Consider the following 14,702-nt stretch of genomic DNA (forward strand, 5'->3'; position numbering starts at 1 on the left):
ACCACCGGGCAATTCTTGTGGCCGTCAGCGGGCAGGTTTCATGTCCGCCACCGGGCAGTTCCTACTGTCCCTTGACACGCGCGCTCACGAAGCTCCGGCGGATACTTCTTCGGTGCTGGCATGACCCCATCCTCCGTGGAATCAGACCCTCTACCAAACCCGGGGCGATTCAAGGCCTGTGCCAACGCTGCAACCAGGTCAAGGAACAACCCGGCTGGCGCACCCAGCCCCGCATCATCGAAGGCAGGCACGTCACCGTCACCACCACACCCACCGGCCACGCGTACATCAGCACCCCACCACCACCAGTGAGCGAACCACCACCACGAAAGGTCACCAGCCTCGAGCAGCACATCCGCAAGCGACTCGAGCACACCCGACCGCGGAGCCGGCTGACGAGCACCGGCGTCGTGACGTGGTTGCCGCATCGATTGCTGCGCTAGGGTCGGCGACGAGGTGAGGAACACGATGAGCGAGATCAAGAATCTGGCCGACCGCATCGCCGGGGGCGAGCTGACGGCGGTACAGGCAACCCAGGAAGCGATCGATCGGATCGTGGCGCGAGACGACGAGATCAACGCGGTCGTCGTCCGCGATTTCGACCGGGCACTCGACGCCGCGCGGCAGGCCGACGACCGGCTCGCCGCGGGCGAACGGGCTCCGATGCTCGGCGTCCCCATGACGGTCAAGGAGAGCTACGACGTGGCGGGACTGCCGACCACGTGGGGCTTCGCCGAGCATCGCGACCACATCGCGACTGCCGACGCGCGGGCCGTACGCCGGCTCAAGGAGGCCGGCGCGATCATCGTCGGCAAGACGAACGTGCCGCCGGCGCTCGCCGACTTTCTGTCGGTCAACCCGGTGTACGGCGCGACCCACAACCCGCATCGGCACGGGCTGTCCTCCGGTGGATCGTCGGGCGGCTCGGCCGCCTCGCTCGCCGCCGGCTACGTGTGCGCCGAGATCGGCAGTGACATCGGCGGCTCGATCCGCATCCCGGCCGCGTTCTGCGGCGTGTGGGGCCTCAAGCCGACGTTCGGCCTCGTCGGCCGCGAAGGTCACTGGTGGCCCGGAACCGACGGCGGCGAGCTCAACCTCAGCGTGGCCGGTCCGCTGGCCCGAACCTCCGAGGATCTGGCCCTGCTGCTGGAGATCATCGCCGACCATCCGCTGCCGATGCCGCGGCGGACCTCGCCCGAGGGTGCCCGCATCGCCGTGATCACCGAGCATCCGGTCGCGAAGATCAGCGCCGACGTCAGCCGGGTGCTCGACGAGCAGTGCGCCCGGCTGGAGGCGAGCGGCGCGACGGTCGACCGGGCACCGCAGCTGCCCGACCTCGCGGCCACCCACCGCGACTACGTGAAGATGCTGCTGACGGTGCTCTCCCGCGGCAACGCCCCGGAGGGCGTCACGCCGGTCACGCTCAGCGCCTGGTTCGACATGATCGACCAGCAGGCCCGCACCTCGCGGGCCTGGAACGCGGCGCTCACCGACGAGTACGACGCCGTCCTCGCGCCGGTGTTCGGCTCGACCGCGTTCCCGCTGGACGAGGTGACGATGGATCACCGCACCGTCGACATCGACGGAGAGCAGACCCCCTGCGGGGCGCAGCTCGCCTGGGCCGGCCTGGCGACCTACCCCAACCTGCCGTCGGTGTGCCTGCCGGCCGGCACGGGGTCCGACGGCCTACCGATCGGGCTACAGCTGATCGGGCGGCAGTACGCCGAGCCCGAGCTGCTGGCCATCGCGGCCGGCTCCGCTCCCGGCCGCACCAGCGCCTGATGAACGGATCTGCGGGGGAGTAGGACACGCTATCGGGCGATTAGCGTGTCCTACTCCCCCGCAGAACCTCAGGCACCTCAGACGGTCTGGTCGGCGAACGCCTCCGGCGACGGGCACGAGCAGACCAGGTTGCGGTCGCCGTACGCACCGTCGATGCGGCGTACCGGCGCCCAGTACTTCGCAGCCAGGGTGTGCTCGGTGGGGAACGCGGCGTCCTGCCGCGAATACGTGTGCGGCCAGTCGCCGGCGAGCTGCAGCGCGGTGTGCGGCGCGTTGCGCAGCGGGTTGTCGGTCACGTCCCACTCCCCCGACTCGACCCGGTCGGCCTCCTGCTTGATCGCGATCATCGCGTCGCAGAAGCGATCCAGCTCCTCGAGGTTCTCCGACTCCGTCGGCTCGACCATCAGCGTCCCGGCCACCGGGAAGCTCATCGTAGGAGCGTGGAACCCGTAGTCGATCAGCCGCTTGGCGACGTCGTCGACGGTCACGCCGCTGGTCTTGGTCAACGGACGGATGTCCAGGATGCACTCGTGCGCCACCAGGCCGTCCGCGCCGGCGTACAGCACCGGGTAGTGCTCGCGCAGCCGCGCCGCGACGTAGTTGGCGTTCAGGACGGCCGTCTCGGTGGCGTGGGTGAGGCCCTCGGCACCCATCATCCGGATGTACGCCCACGAGATCGGCAGGATGCCCGCCGATCCCCACGGAGCCGCCGACACCGGACCGGGGCCGGTGGCCGGGCCGGCCTCGGCGACCAGCGGATGGTTGGGCAGGTACGGCGCCAGGTGCTCGCGGACGCCGATCGGACCGACGCCCGGACCGCCGCCGCCGTGCGGGATGCAGAACGTCTTGTGCAGGTTCAGGTGCGACACGTCGGAGCCGAACCGGCCCGGCTGCGCGAGCCCGACGAGCGCGTTGAGGTTCGCGCCGTCGACGTACACCTGGCCGCCGGCGTCGTGCACGAGCCCGCACACCTCGCTGATGGTCTCCTCGTACACGCCGTGCGTCGACGGGTAGGTGACCATCATGGCGGCGAGCTGGTCACCGTGCTGGGCGATCTTGGCCTTCAGGTCGTCCACGTCGACGTTGCCGTCCTCGTCGCACTTCACCACGACGACCTTCAGGCCGGCCATCACCGCGGACGCCGCGTTGGTGCCGTGCGCGGACGACGGGATCAGGCAGACGCGGCGCTCGGCGTGCCCGTTGGCCTCGTGGTACTTCGCGATGGCGAGCAGCCCGGCGAACTCGCCCTGCGAGCCGGCGTTCGGCTGCAGCGACACCGAGTGGTAGCCGGTGACCTCGGCCAGCCATCCGGCGAGGTCGTCGAACAGCCGCGCATACCCGCGGGCCTGCTCGACCGGGGCGAAGGGATGCAACCCGCCGAACTCCGGCCAGGTGATCGCTTCCATCTCGGTGGTGGCGTTGAGCTTCATGGTGCACGAGCCGAGCGGGATCATGCCGCGGTCGAGGGCGTAGTCCTTGTCGGAGAGCCGGCGCAGGTAGCGCAGCATCGCGGTCTCCGAGTGGTGCGCCGAGAACACCGGGTGGGTCAGGTACTCGCTCTCGCGGTCGAGCACGAGCGCCTCGTCGGCGGTGTCGACCAGCGCCCCGACGCCGAACGCGGCTAGCACGCCGGCCAGGTCGCCGTCGGTGGTGGTCTCGTCGCAGGACAGCTGCACGGTGTCGGCGTCCACCCGCCACAGGTTGATCCCGTTGTCGAGCGCCGCCGCGACCACGTCGTCCGCGCGGCCGGGCACCCGCATCGTGAGGGTGTCGAAGTAGGACGCCGTGACGACCTCGACTCCGCCGTCGGCCAGCGACGTGGCCAGCCGGGCGGCCTGCCGGTGCACGCGGGCCGCGATCTCACGCAGCCCGACGGGTCCGTGGTAGACGGCGTACATCGACGCCATGATCGCGAGCAGCACCTGCGCGGTGCAGATGTTGGAAGTCGCCTTCTCGCGGCGAATGTGCTGCTCGCGGGTCTGCAGCGCGAGGCGGTACGCCGGGGCCCCGGCCGCGTCGACCGACACGCCGACGAGACGCCCGGGCATGGTCCGCTGCAGCCCGGTGCGGACCGCCATGAAGCCGGCGTGCGGGCCGCCGTACCCCATGGGGACGCCGAAGCGCTGGGCGGAGCCGACGGCGACGTCGGCGCCCAGCTCGCCCGGCGAGGTCAGCAGGGTGAGGGCGAGGAGGTCCGTGGCCACCGTGACGAGCGCCCCGGCGCCGTGCGCGGCCCGGACGATCTCCCGCGGGTCGCGGATCTCCCCGGAGGACGCCGGGTACTGCAGCAGCACGCCGAACACGTCGCCGAGGTCGGCATCCGCGTGGAACAGCGCCTCCTCGAGGCCGACGCCGAGGTCGAGCACCAGGACCCGCAGGCCGAGGGCATCGGCGCGGGTCTGCACGACGGCGAGCGTCTGCGGGAAGATGTCGGCGTCCACGACGAAGGTCGGCCGCTCGGACTTGCCCTTCCACGAGCGCAGGCTCAGCGTCATCGCCTCGGCCGCCGCGGTCGCCTCGTCGAGCAGGGACGCGCCGGCGATGTCGAGCCCGGTGAGGTCGCAGACCATCGTCTGGAAGTTCAGCAGCGCCTCGAGCCGGCCCTGGGAGATCTCCGGCTGGTACGGCGTGTACGCGGTGTACCAGGCGGGTGACTCCAGCACGTTGCGCTTGATGACGCCCGGCACGTGCGTGTCGTAGTAGCCCAGCCCGATCATCGAGCGCTTGCGCTCGTTCTGGTCGGCCAGCGCGCGCAGCTCGTCGATGGCCTCCGGCTCGGTCGCCGCCGCGGGCAGGTCCAGCGTCCCGGGGATCCGGATGCCACTGGGTACCGCCCTGTCCATCAGCTCGCGCAGGGACGACGCACCGACGACGGCGAGCATGCTCTGGACGTCGCTGTCGGACGGGCCGATGTGCCGACGTTCGAAGGAAAGATGGTCAGTGCTCACGCGGACTCCAGGACAGACGAGTACAGGTCGTCTCCCCCTCAGTCGAGCGTGCGAGCCCTTCAGAGATGCCTGTCCCGCACGGTCCTGGTGCCTGAGAGGTTGCGGGGAGTGTTGCCCCTTCGGCGCTCGCCCAGCCGCGGCGAGACTCTCCCACGCGGGATGGTCAGCGCCATCCAGATTACCTCACGACGACGCCCCGGCGCCTCAGGCGGTGGCGGCCTTCCGGGCCATGCGGCGCCGCGCGAGCTCGTCGCCGGCCGTGGACGTCTCGTCGACGTCCGTGCGCACCGAGGGCAGGTGCTCCAGCGAGCCGGTGAGCTCCTTGAGCGCGCCCGACACCGCGATCCCGAAGACGCCCTGGCCACCGGCCAGCAGGTCGACCACCTCTTCGGCGGAGGTGCACTCGTAGACCGTGGTCCCGTCGGACAGCAGGGTGATGTTGGCCAGGTCGTCGACGCCGCGCTGGCGCAGGTGGTCGACGGCGGTGCGCACGTTCTGCAGGGAGATCCCGGTGTCGAGCAACCGCTTGACGACCTTCAGCACGAGGATGTCCTTGAACGAGTAGAGCCGCTGCGAGCCCGAGCCGCTCGCGGTCCGGATGCTCGGGGCCACCAGCCCGGTGCGCGCCCAGTAGTCCAGCTGCCGGTAGGTGATGCCGGCGGCGTTGCAGGCCACCGGGCCGCGGTAGCCGACCAGGTCGGCGCGCACCGCCGCCTCACGGGCGTCCGGGAAAAGCGCGTCCTGAATGTGGCGATCGCTCACGAGTTCCTCCAAGTTGGGGGCCGGCGCCCAGGCGCCAAAGCACACCGAGGTAATTCACGGTACGCATCCACCGTCGGTGGCGTCAATGACACCGTACGGGCGAGCGAACCCTGAACCTTCACTTCAGGGTTAAGCCACGCGCTGTGTGACCCAATCGTGATCAGGAGCCGGCGAAGTCCTCGGGGGTGACGTTGTCGAGGAACTCGCGGAACTTCTCGACCTCGTCCTCGGACTCCTCGCCGTCCTCGCCGGCGGTGGCCTCGTCGATGGTGATCCCGGCCTGCTCGATCAGGTCGTCGTCGGCCAGGATGACCGCCCCGGTGCGCAGCGCGAGCGCGATGCCGTCGGAGGGCCGCACGGTGACCGGTTCGGCGCCCTGCAGGTCCAGCTCGGCGAAGTACAGCCCGTCCTTCATGCCGGTGATCCGGACCCGCTCCAGCTTCGAGCCCAGCGCCTCGATGACGTTGACCAGCAGGTCATGGGTCAGCGGACGCGGCGGCTTGATGCCCTGCTGCTCGTAGGCGATGGCGCTCGCCTCGGCGCTGCCGATCCAGATCGGGAGGAACTTCTCCCCCTCGACCTCGGTCAGCAGGACGATCGGCTGATTCGCCGGCAGCTCGACACGTACGCCGACGACACTCATCTCGCGCATCTGCTCGGCTCCTTCCTAGGAGTTGACCTGGCGGCGCAGCCCGGAACGGACCAGCGTCGCGTGCAAGCGCACCGACAGGGCGGCGAGCTCACGAATCGTCTCTTCGGCCTTGCCGCGAGACTCGGGCGTCTTGTGCCGCATCAGTGGCGTGACCACCTGCGCGAACAGCCCGATCTCACGGTCGGCCTGCGTCCGGAACGAACGCAGATGCCTTGCCTCAAAACCGTACTCCGCCAGCGCCGCGACCGCCGTCGCGATCTCGAAGGCGTCGGTGTCGAACTGGCCGTTGCGCTCGGCCGTGATGACGCCGTACTGCTCCATGCTGGTCAGCATCTCCTCGCTGAGGCCGGACTGCTCGAGCAGCTCGGCGCGGGAGATCCGCACCCGCGAGGTGGGCTTGGCGAACTCCTCGGTGCTGGGCAGTCCGTCGGAGGAGCGCGCCATCGACAGCACGGGCACCCGCGGCTTGGCCGGGTCGGTGGTGACGTCCAGCCCGCGGTCCATCGCGTCGAGGTTGGCCTTGATGACCTTCAGCGGCAGGTAGTGCTCGGTCTGCATGGTCAGCACGTAGCGCACCCGCGCGAGGTCGGCGTGCGAGAACTTGCGGTACTGCGACTTGGTGCGGGCCGGTTGCAGCAGCCCCTGGTCCTCGAGGTACCGGATCTTCGAGATGGTGATCTCCGGGAAGTCCGGCAGCAGCGCCGCACGCAGCTCGCCGATGCTGATCGATTCGTCGGGAGCGGTACTCACTGGTCGCGCTCACCGTCCGCGGTGCGGTGCCCCACGAGGAAGATGAGCCGGAACTTGCCGATCTGCACCTCGTCGCCGCTGGCCAGCGTGGCGGTGTCCACGATCTCGCGGTTGAGGTACGTGCCATTGAGGCTGCCCACGTCGTGCACGGTGAACTGCGCACCCTCGCGGCGGAACTCGACGTGCCGTCGGGAGACGGTGACGTCGTCGAGGAAGATGTCGCTCTGCGGGTGCCGGCCGGCCGTCGTGACGGGCTGATCGAGCAGGAACCGGCTGCCGGCGTTGGGGCCGCGCTTGACCACCAGCAGCGCCGTGTCGGCCGGCAGTCCCTCGATGGACATCTCCGGCTGGGCGGCGTCGTCCTCGACCTCGTGCGGGGCGTCCTGGGGCAGGCCGTCCTCGCCCACGGGGCGGAACTGACGCGTCGTCTCGCTGGACGGCAGCGCGGAGTAGTCCGCCGTCGCACCGTTGGTGGGCGCACCGCACTGCGCGCAGAAGCGAGCGTCCGCGGTGAGCTCTGCGTTGCAGTTCGAGCACTTCAATGGAAGACCTTTCGGCGTCGCATCGCCCCGGCGCCCGCCGCGGCTTGGGACAAGGTTACGTGGTGCGGAAATCGAGGGTCAACGTGAGGTGGAGGCTCAGGCTGCCCAGGTCAGGACGCCGGCCACGAGGCCGGAGTCGGTCAGGAGGCGGTCTTCTCGCCGTACGCCGCGGCGTCGAGCAGCCCGTCCAGCTGCGCCGCGTCGGCGAGCCGGACCTCGAACATCCAGCCCTTGCCGTACGGATCGGTGTTGATCACCTCGGGTGCGCCGTCCAGCTCCTCGTTGCGCCGAACCACCTCTCCGGTGATCGGCGCGAACAGCTCCGAGACGCTCTTGGTGGACTCGACCTCGCCGCACACCTCGCCGGCGGTGACGGCGGTGCCCTCGGCCGGCAGCTCGACGAACACGATGTCGCCGAGCGCATCCTGCGCGTGGTCGGTGATGCCGATCCGCACGACGCCGTCCTCGAGATCGCCGCCGACCTGCACCCACTCGTGCTCCTCGGTGTACTTCAGGTCGGTGGGGATCATCGCGCGCTCCTCGTCGGGTGGGGGCCGGACCGGTGAGGTCAGGACGGTTTGGCAGGCTCAGCGTAGTCAGGCGCCTTGGGCTGCCGCAACGCGGTGATGTCCACCTGGCCGGTCTGCGTGACCGTGGCCTTGGCGCCCGCGTAGCCGATCGTCGCCACCGCCCCGCCCGGGATGCCCATGGCCGTGGCGAGCGTCTCCGGGTCACCGATCGCCAGCACCGTCAGCGGGAAGCCGAGGGGGGCGCCGTCCAGCGCGATCGCGCCACCCTTGGCCGTGACCGCCGAGTCCACGCCGACGCGGGTGCCGCCGACCTGGATGGCCTCCGCGCCCGCGGCCCGCAGCTCCTGGATGACCGTGATCATCATGTCGGCCGGCGGGTTCGGTGGCGCGTCGGTGATGGCCAGCACGATCCCGGGACCGCTCGCCGGCACGGTCCCGTTGAGGATCTGCAGCTTCTGCAGCTGCTTCTGCGCCTCCTCGAGCGCCGCCTGCGCCTTGTCGCCGCCGGAGGCCAGGTCGTCCTTGGTGGCCGCCAGGTCGCCGACCTCCTTGCCGAGACGGTCGTGCTGGCTGTCGAGATCGTCCAGGATCCGCACCAGGTCCTCCTGCCGGGCGCCGCGCAGGTCGCGGTCGGTCGTCGAGGTGAGCCGCGCCTGCAGCGCCAGCCCGAGCCCGATCAGCAGGCACACCGCCGCGATCGCCAGCTTGCTGCGGGTGGAGAACCCGCTTCCCCGCCGGCTCATGCCTTGAAGACGTGCCGGCGGATCGCCGCGGCGTTGCCGAAGATGCGGATGCCGAGCACGACGACGACGGCGGTCGAGAGCTGGGCGCCCACGCCGAGCTTGTCCCCGAGGAACACGATGAGCGCGGCGATGACGACGTTGGAGACGAACGACACGACGAACACCTTGGCGTCGAAGATGCCGTCGAGCCGCGCGCGGACGCCGCCGAACAGGGCGTCGAGCGCGGCGATCACCGCGATCGGCAGGTACGGCTGCAGCCAGATCGGCACGGTCGGGTCGAGCCAGACGCCGAGCACGACGCCGGCTACCAGGGCGATGACGCCAGGGATCACTCAGTTGCCTCCGGATTCGTTGCCGCTGCCCACCGGCTCGGCGGCCGGGGGCAGGGTGAGCTTGTCGACGGTCTGCACGTCGTACTGCGCGCCGTACGCCGATCGGTAGGTGCCGAAGCGGCGGGCCGGCTCGGTCGCGGCGAAGTCGGCGGGCAGGGTCGCCGGATTGCCGACCACCTTGATCACGTACGGGCTCGAGGTCGGCTGGAAGTCGATGAGCACCGCTCCCCCGGCCTGGCGGATCGCCGTGCGGGGCCCGATGCGCTTGTCGTTGATCGCGACGGCCTCCGCGCCGCTCGCCCAGAGCGCGTTCACGGCGCGCTGCAGGTCGACGTCGGTCACCAGCCCGTCCTGGCTGACCGTCTGTCCGTGCCCGACGGGATCGTTGCTCTGGGCCGGCTTCGGATCGGCGATCGTGATCGTGATGCCGGGTCCGGTCACCGACGTCAGCGCGGCCAGCAGCTCCTGCGCCTGCAGGTCGTCCAGCAGCTGGGCGCCGGCCTCCGACGAGCCGAGCACCTTCTCACGCAGTGCCGCGACCGCCTTGCGCAGCTCGGCCAGCTGCGCGGTCTGCGCACTCACCTGTGAGGACCGCGCGTCGACCCGGGCGATGAGCGCGGCGCGGGCAGCCTGGCGGTCGGTGGCCTGGTGCTGCTGCTGGCGGAAGGCGACCCCGACGATGAGCCCGGCCACGACCAGCACGACGGCCGCCACTGCGCGGGCCGCGCCGGGATGTCGCCGGACCGAGCCGGCCGCCTCGGCGTACGCCGGGTCGAGGGTCTGCGTCATCAGCGTGCGCAGGCCCCAGCGGTCCGCGGGCGCCGTCATGTCGCGACCGCCTTGCGCTCGGCGCGGACGATGCCGTCGATCTGCCGCACGTAATGCCCGCCCGCGATGAGGTAGAGCACCGCGCCCCAGATGATGAACGCGTAGGCGAGCGGCAGCGCGATCGCGGCGAGCGCGTCGGAGGCGTTGGCGAGCAGCAACAGCGGGAACCCGTAGAGCAGGTTGAAGGTGGCCGCCTTGCCGAGGTAGTTGACCTGCAGCGCCTCGTAGCCGTGCCGGCGCAGCACCAGCAGGGCGGCGCCCACGACCGCGTCGCGCAGCAGCAGCAGCCCGACGAACCACCACGGCACGAAACCGCGCAGCACGAACGCGAGCAGCGTGCTGAGGATGTAGAGCCGGTCGGCGGCGGGATCGAGCAGCTGCCCGAGGTGGCTGATCTGGTTCAGCCTGCGGGCGATCCTGCCGTCCGCCCAGTCGGTGAACGCGGACGCCGCGAGGACGGCGGTGGCCCACCCGTCGGCGTGCGGGCCGAGCAGCAGCCACAGGAACAGCGGCACGCCGGCGAGCCGCAGCATGCTGAGCAGGTTCGGGATGGTCCAGACGCGGCGGCTGACCTCGACGTCCTCCGTCATGCCCGGCGGCGGTAGCCGGCGGTGGCCGCCACGTGCACGCGGTCGCCCTCGGAGAGCACCTGCAGCTCGGCGTGCGCGCCGTCGGGCGTGCCGACGGCGGTCACGGCGTCGCCCACGAACACCGGCGCCTGTACCCGGTAGTCGAGCTGGGCGAGCTCCAGCGACGGCTCGTTGCGCAGGGCGAGCGTGGCGAGCTGCTGCGCGAGCAACGGGCCGTGCACGACCAGGTCCGGGTATCCCTCGACCTCGGTGGCGTACGGGCGGTCGTAGTGGATGCGGTGCGAGTTGCCGGTGATCGCGCTCATCCGGAACAGCCGGATGGGATCGGTCCGGATGTCGTGCTGCCAGGGCGCGGCGCTCGACGGACGGCGCGTGGGGCGTGCGGGCCAGCTGCGCGGACCCGTCGGCTCGCCGGCCCCGGACCGGTAGACGTGGTTCTGCACCTCGGTGAGCCGCAGGTCGCCGGCTTGGCGGTACTCGTACCGGACGCTGACCAGCACCATCTCCCCCGTGCGCCCGCTCTTGGGCGTCGCGGACAGCAGCGTGCCGGTCCGCTCGACCGCCTCGCCGAGCCGTAGGTCGGCGTGCGACGTGACCGAGCCGCCGGCCCACATTCGGCGGCGCTCGGGGATCGGCGGCTGGAAGTGCCCACTGACGGGGTGCCCGTCGACGCCGAGCCCGGCGTACGGGGGCCAGTCGGTGAAGTACACCCAGTGCCACGTGGGCGGGAGCACGCCGGGGGGCGCCAGGCCGCCGGCGTCGAGGATGTCGGCGAGCCAGCTGCTCACCCGCTCGTCCAGCAGGTCGGTCTCGACCAGCGTCGACGGCTCCCAGCCGGTGATGTACTGCTCCAGCGAGCTGCCCATCGAGCGTCCCTTCCCTCGTAACCGGCTCCGACTCTATCGGCTGACGCCGTCCGCGCTCGGACGCCCGGCGGGCGATCAGGCGTTGGGCGCCACGGCCGTCCCGGCGCCGCGACGCCGGATCTGGGGCTCGGCCGAGTGCGACGCGGCCGCCGCGGTCGATGCGCCGAGGACGACGAAGCCGTTGTCGCGGATGAGCTCGAGGTCGGCCTCGGCCGCCTGGCCCTCCGAGGTGAGGTAGTCGCCCAGGAAGATCGAGTTCGCGATGTGCAGCGCGAGGCCCTGCAGGGAGCGCAGGTGGATCTCGCGGCCGCCGGCGATCCGCAGCTCGCGGTCGGGGCACGCGAACCGCGCCATCGCGAGGATCTTCAGGCAGCGGATCGGCGTGAGCTCCCAGGTCCCGGCCAGCGGCGTGCCGTCGAACGGCATCAGGAAGTTCACCGGGATGGACTCCGAGCCGAGCGCGCGCAGCGCGAACAGCGCCTCGACGAGCTGCTCGTCGCTCTCCCCGAGCCCCGCGATGAGCCCCGAGCACGGCGACATGCCCGCGCCCTTGACCTTCTCCACCGTGTCGACGCGGTCGGCGTACGAATGGGTGGTCGTGATCGAGTCGTGGTGCGACTCGGCGGTGTTGATGTTGTGGTTGTAGGCGTCGACGCCCGCCTCGCGCAGCCGCTCCGCCTGGCCGTCGCGCAGCAGCCCGAGGCAGGCGCACACCTCGACCTCGGGGTGCTCGCTCTTCAGCGCGCCCACCATGCCGGCCACCCGCTCGACGTCCCGGGTCGTCGGCCCCCGCCCGCTGGCGACCATGCACACCCGCGTGGCGCCACCGCGCAGGCCGGCTCGCGCCTGCTCGAGCGCGTCCTCCGGCTTCAGCCAGGTGTACTTCAGGATGTCGGTCTGCGAGCCGAGGCGCTGCGAGCAGTACCCGCAGTCCTCGGGGCACAGGCCCGACTTGAGGTTGACCAGGTAGTTGACCTTCACGGTGTTCGCGAAGTACCGGCGACGCAGCCGGCCGGCCGCCGTGACCACCTCGAGGATCTCCGCGTCCGGCGCTCGCAGGATCGCGAGGCCGTCCTCGGCGGTGAGCGGATCGCCCTCGAGGACGGATTCGGCGAGGGCGGCGAAGGACACGGGCACGGCGGGCTCCTTGGAACGGCGGACCTGAACGGCGTTCAGGTTACCTGAACGGTGTTCAGGTACGCGTGCCGGCCGCCGGGAGGCCCCGAAAAAGCCGAATGCGACGGCTCCCGAGGGAGACGTCGCATTGGTGGGGTGCCGGCTACGCGGCCAGCGCGTCGGCCGCGGCCGAGACGATCGATTCGTTGCCGATCTCGCGTCGGGCCCACGCCATGTACTCCGGCGTACCGACGACGAAGCCCTGCTTGTTGACCAAGCGGCTCATCGTCGTCGCCGCGATCCGTGCCTCGTGCGGCTGGTAGCCGAGCTGCATGATCGCGTTGCACATCCGGTTCATCTCATCGATGCCGATGCTTCGGTTCATGTCTCGACCCTCCTTTCCTTGGTGTTGCTGTCGCCGACGAGTCAAGTGGCCGGCTGTGACGACGCAGCGAACTGCGCCTTGGTTTCGGGTGAACGTCGGTGATCCGCTCGTGGGGATCCACGCCGGGGTCGCGACCGCGAGAGCTTCGACGACCGCTGCGCCGCGAGGGCTGCGGGCGGTGCTCCCGACCGGGTCGAGCGACAGTCGTTCGCCGCGCGAACTATCTACCCTACCCCAGAAACGGCCGAGGCGCCACGCCCGACGTACGCCTAGCTCGTCCGCTTCCTCTGGTACCGGAACAGGCACTCCTGGGACACGGTGGCCACCAGGTACCCGTCCATGTCGAAGACGGACCCGGTGTAGAGGCCGCGCCCGCCGCCGGTCCGCCGCGGACCGTAGTTGAACAGGTGCCAGTCGTTGATCGCGGGAATCCGGTGTAGCCACACGGTGTGGTCGATCGTGGACAGGAACCCCACCTCCGGAGTGCGGACGTCGGCCAGGCCGCTGCCGGCGTCGGTCAGGTAGATCAGCCCGGCGGCGTTGAGCACCGGGTCGTCACCGAGGTCGGTGGTGACGCGGGCGAGGAAGTCCTTGGGCCAGTTGCCGTGCGGATTGTCCCGGGTGGGCTCCTTCATGGCCACGGAGTGCAGCCGGCGCGGATCCCAGTCGCCGAGCTCCTCGGGGACCCCGATCGGCTCCGGGTGCACGAGCTGCATCTCGGGGCCTTCGTTGGACTTGTGGAAGCTCACCGTGCAGTTGAAGATGACCTCGCCGTCCTGCTTGGCGATCACCCGCCGGGAGGAGAACGACCCCCCGTCGAAATCGGCGCTGACGTCGAAGATGATGGGCTTGGCGGGGTCACCGCCGCGCAGGAAGTAGCAGTGCATCGAGTGCGGCAGCCGGTCCGCGTCGGTCGTGCGGCCGGCGGCGAGGATCGCCTGGCCCGCGACCTGGCCGCCGTACAGCGGGAACCTCTCCTCGAAGTGGTAGGTGGAGCGGTACAGCCAGGGGTCGAGCCGCTCGAGGTCGAGGATCTGGGCGAGGTTGTCGTTGCCGGACGGCTGGGTCATGCGTAGCACGCTACCCAGCCGTCCGCGACGGCCGCGCAGGTGCCTAGGACGTCTGCCCGGAGCGGATCTGCGCGACGATCTGGGACACCGTCGAGCTCGGGATGGCGAACCCGAGACCGACGTTGCCGGACTCGCCACTGGCGTTGGCCGGCGAGTAGATCGCCGAGTTGATGCCGATGACCTGGCCGCTGGAGTCCAGCAGCGGGCCGCCGGAGTTGCCGGGGTTGATCGCGGCGTCGGTCTGGATCGCGTCGTACGACACCTGGCCGGACTCCCCCTCGGTCGTCACCTTGCGGCCGACGTAGCTGACGATGCCCGACGTCACCGTGTCGTTGAGGCCCTCGGGCGCCCCGATCGCGACCACCGCGTCGCCGACGCGCACCGTCGACGACTGGGCGAGCGTGGCGGTGTGCAGCCCGCTCACCCCCTGGGCGTCGATGAGCGCGATGTCCGCGCTCGGCTGCTCGCCCACGACCGTGGCGCCCGCGGTCGACCCGTCATGGAACCGGACGGTGATCTTCGAGCCGGGCCCCAGCGAGGCGACGACGTGGTCGTTGGTGACGATCTGGCCGTCGGCGGTCAGGATCACCCCGGATCCGATCGCCGTCCCGCGCGGCGACGACACCTTGATCTCGACGACCGTCGGCAGCGCCTGGTCGGCCACCGCCTGCACGCTCCCGGCCACGTTGCTGACGGAGGCGGCGGGAGCGGCGGCCGGCGCCGCCGTGCCGTCGTGGCCCACGACCGCGGCACCGGCGACCCCACCCACCGACGCGGCGCCCAGCGCGGTCGCGGCGATTCCCGCG

General features: G+C 70.9%; 16 protein-coding genes and 1 riboswitch. Of the genes, 1 reads left to right on the forward strand and 15 read right to left on the reverse strand.

The annotated features are described in order from the left end of the window. Nucleotides 1–468 precede the first annotated feature (468 nt). Nucleotides 469–1,782: an amidase family protein gene (locus F8A92_RS16555; RefSeq protein WP_153506286.1), complete on the forward strand. Its 1,314-nt coding sequence runs from the start codon at nucleotides 469–471 to the stop codon at nucleotides 1,780–1,782. Between the two features lie 77 nt (nucleotides 1,783–1,859). Here F8A92_RS16555 and gcvP read toward each other — a convergent pair whose 3' ends face one another. From gcvP to F8A92_RS16630, 15 genes are all read right to left on the reverse strand, one after another. Further along, a complete protein-coding gene (gcvP, locus tag F8A92_RS16560; RefSeq protein ID WP_153506287.1) occupies nucleotides 1,860–4,730 on the reverse strand; it encodes an aminomethyl-transferring glycine dehydrogenase in 2,871 nt (956 codons plus the stop codon). A 69-nt stretch (nucleotides 4,731–4,799) separates the two neighbouring features. Beyond that, nucleotides 4,800–4,893, reverse strand: a riboswitch (glycine riboswitch). A 41-nt stretch (nucleotides 4,894–4,934) separates the two neighbouring features. After that, entirely contained in the window at nucleotides 4,935–5,492 is a 558-nt protein-coding gene (locus tag F8A92_RS16565) for a MerR family transcriptional regulator (protein ID WP_407643705.1), read from the reverse strand. Between the two features lie 160 nt (nucleotides 5,493–5,652). Next, the gene (locus tag F8A92_RS16570; protein ID WP_153506290.1) at nucleotides 5,653–6,144 is read right to left on the reverse strand and encodes a bifunctional nuclease family protein; all 492 of its coding nucleotides are present in this window, start codon (nucleotides 6,142–6,144) and stop codon (nucleotides 5,653–5,655) included. A gap of 15 nt (nucleotides 6,145–6,159) precedes the next feature. Further along, complete coding sequence (gene ftsR / locus F8A92_RS16575; RefSeq protein ID WP_153506291.1) at nucleotides 6,160–6,894, reverse strand: transcriptional regulator FtsR; 735 nt, start codon at nucleotides 6,892–6,894, stop codon at nucleotides 6,160–6,162. Next, complete coding sequence (gene odhI, locus F8A92_RS16580; RefSeq protein WP_153506292.1) at nucleotides 6,891–7,436, reverse strand: oxoglutarate dehydrogenase inhibitor Odhl; 546 nt, start codon at nucleotides 7,434–7,436, stop codon at nucleotides 6,891–6,893. The genes ftsR and odhI overlap by 4 nt, the downstream gene beginning before the upstream one ends. A gap of 140 nt (nucleotides 7,437–7,576) precedes the next feature. Next, nucleotides 7,577–7,966, reverse strand: coding sequence for a glycine cleavage system protein GcvH (gene gcvH, locus F8A92_RS16585; RefSeq protein ID WP_153506293.1), 390 nt, complete (start codon nucleotides 7,964–7,966; stop codon nucleotides 7,577–7,579). Nucleotides 7,967–8,004: 38 nt separating this feature from the next. Then, a complete protein-coding gene (locus F8A92_RS16590; protein WP_153506294.1) occupies nucleotides 8,005–8,709 on the reverse strand; it encodes a DUF881 domain-containing protein in 705 nt (234 codons plus the stop codon). Then, entirely contained in the window at nucleotides 8,706–9,041 is a 336-nt protein-coding gene (locus tag F8A92_RS16595; protein ID WP_267130052.1) for a small basic family protein, read from the reverse strand. Before F8A92_RS16595 ends, F8A92_RS16590 begins: the two co-directional genes overlap by 4 nt. Then, complete coding sequence (locus F8A92_RS16600) at nucleotides 9,042–9,869, reverse strand: DUF881 domain-containing protein (RefSeq protein ID WP_153506295.1); 828 nt, start codon at nucleotides 9,867–9,869, stop codon at nucleotides 9,042–9,044. Then, nucleotides 9,866–10,459, reverse strand: a complete 594-nt coding sequence (locus F8A92_RS16605; RefSeq protein ID WP_153506296.1) for a CDP-alcohol phosphatidyltransferase family protein — start codon at nucleotides 10,457–10,459, stop codon at nucleotides 9,866–9,868. Before F8A92_RS16605 ends, F8A92_RS16600 begins: the two co-directional genes overlap by 4 nt. Next, complete coding sequence (locus tag F8A92_RS16610) at nucleotides 10,456–11,325, reverse strand: hypothetical protein (RefSeq protein ID WP_153506297.1); 870 nt, start codon at nucleotides 11,323–11,325, stop codon at nucleotides 10,456–10,458. The genes F8A92_RS16605 and F8A92_RS16610 overlap by 4 nt, the downstream gene beginning before the upstream one ends. A gap of 75 nt (nucleotides 11,326–11,400) precedes the next feature. Beyond that, nucleotides 11,401–12,462 (reverse strand): biotin synthase BioB, encoded by a 1,062-nt coding sequence (gene bioB / locus F8A92_RS16615; RefSeq protein ID WP_153506298.1) that lies wholly within the window; start codon nucleotides 12,460–12,462, stop codon nucleotides 11,401–11,403. A gap of 142 nt (nucleotides 12,463–12,604) precedes the next feature. Next, on the reverse strand, nucleotides 12,605–12,826 hold the full coding sequence (locus F8A92_RS16620) for a hypothetical protein (protein WP_153506299.1): 222 nt from the start codon (nucleotides 12,824–12,826) through the stop codon (nucleotides 12,605–12,607). 269 nt (nucleotides 12,827–13,095) lie between these two features. After that, nucleotides 13,096–13,896: an acyl-CoA thioesterase gene (locus tag F8A92_RS16625; protein WP_153506300.1), complete on the reverse strand. Its 801-nt coding sequence runs from the start codon at nucleotides 13,894–13,896 to the stop codon at nucleotides 13,096–13,098. A gap of 43 nt (nucleotides 13,897–13,939) precedes the next feature. Beyond that, nucleotides 13,940–14,702, reverse strand: a 763-nt coding sequence (locus F8A92_RS16630) for a S1C family serine protease (protein WP_228389520.1), incomplete at its 5' end; no start/stop codon positions are given.

Origin of the sequence: Cumulibacter manganitolerans (genome assembly GCF_009602465.1) — a bacterium.
Classification (GTDB): Bacteria; Actinomycetota; Actinomycetes; order Mycobacteriales; family Antricoccaceae; genus Cumulibacter; species Cumulibacter manganitolerans.

Excerpts from the sequence above, each read along its gene's own strand:
- F8A92_RS16555 (WP_153506286.1), top strand. The coding sequence starts at position 469 with ATGAGCGAGATCAAGAATCTGGCCGACCGCATCGCCGGGGGCGAGCTG.
- F8A92_RS16570 (WP_153506290.1), bottom strand. The coding sequence starts at position 6,144 with ATGCGCGAGATGAGTGTCGTCGGCGTACGTGTCGAGCTGCCGGCGAAT.
- gcvH (WP_153506293.1), bottom strand. The coding sequence starts at position 7,966 with ATGATCCCCACCGACCTGAAGTACACCGAGGAGCACGAGTGGGTGCAG.
- F8A92_RS16590 (WP_153506294.1), bottom strand. The coding sequence starts at position 8,709 with ATGAGCCGGCGGGGAAGCGGGTTCTCCACCCGCAGCAAGCTGGCGATC.
- F8A92_RS16600 (WP_153506295.1), bottom strand. The coding sequence starts at position 9,869 with ATGACGGCGCCCGCGGACCGCTGGGGCCTGCGCACGCTGATGACGCAG.
- F8A92_RS16605 (WP_153506296.1), bottom strand. The coding sequence starts at position 10,459 with ATGACGGAGGACGTCGAGGTCAGCCGCCGCGTCTGGACCATCCCGAAC.
- F8A92_RS16610 (WP_153506297.1), bottom strand. The coding sequence starts at position 11,325 with ATGGGCAGCTCGCTGGAGCAGTACATCACCGGCTGGGAGCCGTCGACG.
- F8A92_RS16620 (WP_153506299.1), bottom strand. The coding sequence starts at position 12,826 with ATGAACCGAAGCATCGGCATCGATGAGATGAACCGGATGTGCAACGCG.
- F8A92_RS16625 (WP_153506300.1), bottom strand. The coding sequence starts at position 13,896 with ATGACCCAGCCGTCCGGCAACGACAACCTCGCCCAGATCCTCGACCTC.